This is a genomic window from Hymenobacter coccineus (genome assembly GCF_001816125.1).
GTDB lineage: Bacteria > Bacteroidota > Bacteroidia > Cytophagales > Hymenobacteraceae > Hymenobacter > Hymenobacter coccineus.
Window position 1 is genome coordinate 21,217 of record NZ_MDZA01000413.1, and the last position, 6,237, is coordinate 27,453.

A 6,237-nucleotide genomic window follows, 5' to 3' on the forward strand; every position below is an offset into this window, starting at 1 on the left:
TAACTAAATAGGCCCTGGTTTCACTTCGAAACCGGGGCCTATTTATGAAGGGGTATTGTAAAATTTGTTTTTAAGCTATAAGAACTTGACTTTCAACGCGAAAATATCTTGCCTGCTGAGCTCCTCCTTAGGCCTGCTGGCTGCCACCCCGGCCCTGGCCCAGGTGCGTCTGCCGCGCCTGGTGAGCAACGGCATGGTGCTTCAGCGCGATGCGCCGGTGCGTATTTGGGGCTGGGCTAAGCCGGGCGAGGCCGTGAGCGTTGCCTTCCAAAGCAAAACCTACCGCGCCACCACGGGCACAGATGGCCAATGGCGCGTGCAGCTGCCGGCCACGAAGGCTGGGGGGCCCTACGAGCTAAAAATCGATGCCAGCAACCACCTGGTAGTGAAGGATATTCTACTCGGCGACGTGTGGTTTTGCGCGGGGCAGTCGAACATGGAGCTGCCCATGCGGCGCGTGCGCGACAAGTACCCGCAGGAAGTGGCCACGGCCAACAACCCGCGCATCCGGCAGTTCGACGTGCCGATGCGCTACGACTTCCGGGGCCCCAAAGCCGACGTGAGCGGCGGCAGCTGGGTGGCCCTGACGCCCGAAACGGTGCTCAACTTCTCGGCCGTCGGCTACTTCTTCGCCAAGGAAATTAACGCCAAGTACCAGGTGCCGGTGGGCCTGATAAAAGTGGCCGTGGGCGGCTCGCCCGCCGAGGCCTGGCTGAGCGCCGACGCGCTCAAGCAATTTCCCAAATACGAGGCCCAAGTGGCGCCCTACAAAGACAGTGCGGCGGTGGCCGGCATCAAGCAGCGCGAAAGCGCGGCCGTGTCTGACTGGTACAAGCGCCTGCACCAGGCCGACCAGGGCGAGGCCCCTGGCCAGCCCAAGTGGAGCAGCCCCGGCTACGACGCCAGCGGCTGGGCCACCATGAATGTGCCCGGCTACTGGGCCAACGAGACGCCCCTGGGAATGGTCAACGGCGTGCTCTGGTTCCGCAAGGAAGTGGAGGTGCCGGCCGCGATGGCCGGCCAGGCCGGCCGCCTGGAGCTGGGCACGCTGGTCGATGCCGACTCGACGTACATCAACGGCCAGCTGGTGGGCACCACCGCCTACCAGTACCCGCCGCGCAAGTACGACTTCGGCCCCGGCGTGCTGAAGGCCGGCAAAAACGTGGTAACCGTGCGCCTCATCAGCAACGGCGGGCGCGGGGGCTTCACCAAGGAGAAGACCTACCAGCTCGCAGCCGGCGGCCAGACGCTGGATTTGCGGGGCCCCTGGCAGTACAAGCTGGGCGCCACCACGCCGCCCACGCCGGGCACCACCACGTTTCAGTACCAGCCGGGCGGGCTGTATAACGGGCTAGTGGCCCCGGCCTTGCCCTACGCCCTCAAGGGCGTGCTGTGGTACCAGGGCGAGAGCAACGTGGGCCGGCCCGATGATTACCTGGCCCTCACAACCAGCCTCGTGGCCGACTGGCGCACGAAATTCCAGCAGCCCAACCTGCCGTTTCTCTACGTGCAGCTGGCCAATATCAACGCCGCCAAGAAAGAGCCCGGCGAAAGCAACCAGGCCAAAGTGCGCGACGCTCAGCGCCGCCTGCTCGCTCAGCCCCGCACCGGCATGGCCGTGATTTCGGACGTGGGCGAGTGGAACGACATTCACCCCCTCGACAAGCAGACCGTGGGCCACCGCCTGGCCCTGGCCGCCGAAAAAGTGGCCTACGGCGACACCAAAATAGTGGCTTCGGGGCCCCTGTACCAAGGCATGAAACCCGCTGGCAACCAGGTAACGCTGACGTTTGCCGGGGTAGGAACCGGGCTGGTGGCCAAGGGCGGTGGGGCCCTGCAAGGCTTCACCGTGGCCGGCGCCGACCATAAGTTTGTGCCCGCCCAGGCCCGCATCGAAGGGGGCAAGGTGGTGGTGCAAAGCCCCCAAGTGGAGGCCCCCGTGGCCGTGCGCTACGGCTGGGCCGACAACCCCGAGGACGCTAATCTGTACAATAAGGAAGGATTGCCGACCTCCACGTTCCGCACCGATGACTTCTAAGCTGAAATCCTGGCTGCCCGGCGCGGCGCTGCTGCTGTTGAGCTTGGGGGCCCACGGGCAAACCGCGCCCATCTTCCGCGACCCGAAGCAGCCGCTGAATGCGCGCGTCAACGACCTCATCAAGCAGCTTTCGCTGGAGGAGAAGGCGCAGCAGATGCTCGACCAGAGCCCGGCCATTGCGCGCCTGGGCATCCCGGCCTACAGCTGGTGGAACGAGGCGCTGCACGGCGTGGGCCGCTCGGCCCCGGCCACGGTTTTTCCGCAGGCCATTGGGCTGGGGGCCACGTTTGACGATGACCTGGCGCTGCGCGAAGCCACTGCCATCTCGGACGAGGCGCGGGCGGTGTACAACGCCGCCATCGCCAAAAACCACTACGTGAAGTACGGCGGCCTCACCTTCTGGACGCCCAACATCAACATCTTCCGCGACCCGCGCTGGGGCCGCGGCCAGGAAACCTACGGCGAGGACCCGACCCTCACCAGCCGCCTCGGCGTGGCCTTTGTGAAGGGCCTCCAGGGCCCCGACCCGAACTACCTTAAGGTGGCGGCCTGCGCCAAGCACTACGCCGTGCACAGCGGCCCCGAGAAGCTGCGCCACGAGTTCAATGCCGAGGTTTCGCCCCAGGATTTGCGCGAAACCTACCTGCCGGCCTTCAAAGCGCTGGTGCAAGAGGCCCGCGTGGAGGCCGTGATGTGCGCCTACAACGCCACCAACGGCGAGCCCTGCTGCGGCAACGAGTTTTTGCTCGACCAGGTGCTGCGCAAAGAGTGGGGCTTCCGCGGCCACGTAGTAAGCGACTGCGGGGCCCTGGACGACCTCTACCAGGGCCACAAAACGGTCAAGACCAAGACCGAGGCCGCCGCGCTGGCCCTCTCGCGGGGCGTGGACTTGAACTGCGGCGACACCTACGCCAAGCTGCCCGACGCCGTGCGCCAGGGCTTGCTCAAGGAAACGCAGGTGGACAGTGCCCTAGCCATTCTGCTGCGCACGCGCTTCAAGCTGGGCTTATTCGACCCGCAAAATGCGACGCCCTACGACAAGCTGGGCCCCGAGGTGGTGAACAGCGCCGCCCACCGGGCCCTGGCCAAAGAGGTGGCCCTCAAATCGATGGTGCTGCTCAAGAACAACGGCGTACTGCCCCTGCGCCCCGACCTGGGCAAGTACTTCGTGACGGGCCCCAACGCCACCAGCGTGGAGGCCCTGCTCGGCAACTACTACGGCGTGAACAGCCAGATGAGCACCATACTCGAAGGGCTGGTGGGCGCGGTGCAGCCCGGCAGCCAGATTGAGTACAAGCAGGGCATCTTGCTGGACCGGTCCAACATCAACCCCATCGATTGGACCACCGGCGAGGCCAAGCAGTCCGACGCCATCATCGTGGTGCTGGGCATCACGGGCGTGCTGGAAGGGGAGGAGGGCGAGTCCATCGCCTCGGCCCACACCGGCGACCACCTCGACTACAACCTGCCCCAGAACCAAATTGACTTCCTCAAAAAGCTGCGCCAGGGCAGCAAAACGCCCATCATCGCCGTCGTGACCGGGGGTAGCCCCATGAACCTCGCCGAAGTGCACGAGCTGGCCGACGCCGTGCTCCTGACCTGGTACCCCGGTGAAGAAGGCGGCAATGCCGTGGCCGACCTCATTTTCGGCAAGGCTTCGCCCTCGGGCCGCCTACCCGTCACGTTCCCCAAGTCGCTGGGCCAGCTGCCGGCTTATGAGAACTATAATATGGCCGGCCGCACCTACCGCTACCTCACCGCCGAGCCCATGTACCCCTTCGGCTACGGCCTCAGCTACGGCAAATTCACCTACGCTAACCTGAAACTGGCCAAGGCCAAAATTGGCAAAGCCGATGGGGCCGAAGTCACGGCCACCGTTACCAACGCGGGCCCCGTGGCCGCCGACGAAGTGGTGCAGCTCTACCTCACGCACCCGCCCCGGGCCGGGGCCCAAACGCCGCTGTTTGCCCTCAAGGGCTTCCGGCGCGTCACCCTCCAGCCAGGGGCCAGCGCCCAGGTTAAATTCACCCTTACGCCTGCCCAGCTCGCGCTGATTGACAAGGCTGGTAATGCCTTCACACCCGGCGGCCCCGTCACGGTGTGGATGGGCGGCAGCCTGCCCAGTGCCCGTAGCCTGGCGCTGGGGGCCCCCAAGCCCGCGTCGGCGGTGCTCACCATTAGGTGAGTTCTTGGCTAACGGCTAATAGCCGCTGGCTTCCAAGAACGTGCTTTACTTCGCCTGGGCGAAGGTGAAAATTCAGAACATGGCCAACGGCTAGCAGCCATCAGCCAAAAGCTCATTTCCATGAAATACCTCCTCGGCTACGACATCGGTAGCTCTTCCATCAAAGCCTCGCTGCTCGACATCGCCACCGGTCGCTGCGTGGCAGCCGTTACTTCGCCCACCACCGAGATGGGCATGGACGTGCCCCAGCCCGGCTGGGCCGAGCAGCGCCCCGAGCGCTGGTGGCAGGAAGTCATCAATGCCACCCAGCAGCTCCAGGCCCAGTACGGCTTCGACGCCTCCCTGCTGGCCGGCATCGGCATCACCTACCAGATGCACGGGCTGGTGCTGCTCGACAAGGCGGGCCACGTGCTGCGCCCCGCCATCATCTGGTGCGACAGCCGCGCCGTAGAAATCGGCAACGAGGCGTTTGCGGGGCTGGGGGAGGAGTTTTGCCTGCAAAACTTCCTGAACTCGCCCGGTAATTTCACGGCTTCCAAGCTGAAGTGGGTGCGCGAGAACGAGCCCGAGATTTACGCCCAAATCCACAAGATTCAGTTGCCCGGCGACTACCTCGCCTACCAACTCACGGGCCAGATGCAAACCACCGTGTCGGGCTTGTCGGAAGGCGTGTTCTGGAACTTCAAAACCCAGGCCATTGCCCAGGAGCTGCTTGATTACTACGGTATTAGTGCCGATTTGCTGCCCGAGGTAGTGGACACCTTTTCGGTACAGGGCCACCTCACCGCCGAAGCGGCCCAGACGCTGGGCCTGGCGGCCGGCACGCCCATTGCCTACCGCGCCGGTGACCAGCCCAACAACGCCTTCTCGCTGAACGTGTTGAACGCAGGCGAGGTAGCGGCTACCGGCGGTACCAGCGGCGTGGTCTACGGCATCAACGAAACCACCACGGCCGACGCCCGCTCACGGGTCAATTCTTTCGTGCACGTGAACAGCACCCGCGAACAGCCCAAAAACGGCGTGCTCATGTGCCTCAACGGCACCGGCATCCTTAACAGCTGGCTGCGCAAAATCGTGGGCAGCCTGCCCTACGACCAGATGAACACGCTGGCTGCCCAGGCACCCGTGGGGGCCCAAGGGCTGCTGTTTTTGCCCTTCGGCAACGGCGCTGAGCGCATCCTCGAAAACCGGCCCGCCGCCGCCGTGCTGCACGGCGTGCAGTTCAACGTGCACGGCCAGGCCCACCTCATCCGGGCTGCGCAGGAGGGCATCGTGTACGCCCTCAACTACGGCATGGACATCATGCGGGCCTCGGGGGTGCAGGTGCGCAACGTGCGCGCTGGCCACGCCAACATGTTCTTGAGCCCCGTGTTTCGCGAGGCGTTTGTGAACTGCGGCGGTGTGACGCTGGAACTCTACGACACCGATGCGGCCCAGGGCGCGGCCCGCGGCGCAGGTATCGGCACCGGCATCTACGCCAGCCCCAAAGAGGCTTTTAATGGCCTGGCGCGCATCAGTACTGTGGAGCCCACGCCCGCCTTGCAGGCGCAGTACCAGGAAATATATAGCGACTGGCAAACGCTGCTGGCTCGCGAAACCCGCCCGGCCGAATTACTGCTAGCCTAGCGCGCCTTCGGGGGCCCTACCCGCGCTCCGAAAGGGAGCGGGGAAACCAGCCTTCCGCTCTTGCCCCCAAGCAGGGCTTATTTCCTGCCTTTTTGGCGAGCAGGTTAGGGGTTAAGGGCCCCACAGATGAGTATTCGTTTACCCAAACTTCTCCATTTCCCCATTTCTCCAACTCATGGCTAACCAGGAATTTTTCAAAGGCATCGACAAAATTAAGTTTGAAGGCCGAGAGTCAGATAACCACTTGGCTTTCAAGTGGTACGACGAGAGCCGCGTGGTGGCCGGCAAAACCATGAAGGAGCACCTGCGCTTCGCCACGGCCTACTGGCACACCTTCGTGGGCACCGGCGGCGACCCCTTCGGCCCCGGCACCAAGAACTTTGCCTGG

Annotated in this window: 3 protein-coding genes and 1 pseudogene; all 4 read left to right on the forward strand. The window is 64.4% G+C overall.

Going from position 1 to position 6,237, the window contains the following annotated elements; genetic code table 11:
* Positions 1 to 85 precede the first annotated feature (85 nt).
* Positions 86 to 2,038 (forward strand): sialate O-acetylesterase, encoded by a 1,953-nt coding sequence (locus BEN49_RS19360; protein WP_239692018.1) that lies wholly within the window; start codon positions 86 to 88, stop codon positions 2,036 to 2,038.
* A complete protein-coding gene (locus BEN49_RS19365; RefSeq protein WP_083326261.1) occupies positions 2,028 to 4,223 on the forward strand; it encodes a glycoside hydrolase family 3 N-terminal domain-containing protein in 2,196 nt (731 codons plus the stop codon). Before BEN49_RS19360 ends, BEN49_RS19365 begins: the two co-directional genes overlap by 11 nt.
* A 120-nt stretch (positions 4,224 to 4,343) precedes the next feature.
* Entirely contained in the window at positions 4,344 to 5,849 is a 1,506-nt protein-coding gene (locus tag BEN49_RS19370; RefSeq protein WP_070746078.1) for a xylulokinase, read from the forward strand.
* A 175-nt stretch (positions 5,850 to 6,024) separates the two neighbouring features.
* A pseudogene (locus BEN49_RS19375) lies at positions 6,025 to 6,237 on the forward strand (xylose isomerase); the annotation flags it as partial.

Excerpts from the sequence above, each read along its gene's own strand:
- BEN49_RS19365 (WP_083326261.1), top strand. The coding sequence starts at position 2,028 with ATGACTTCTAAGCTGAAATCCTGGCTGCCCGGCGCGGCGCTGCTGCTG.
- BEN49_RS19370 (WP_070746078.1), top strand. The coding sequence starts at position 4,344 with ATGAAATACCTCCTCGGCTACGACATCGGTAGCTCTTCCATCAAAGCC.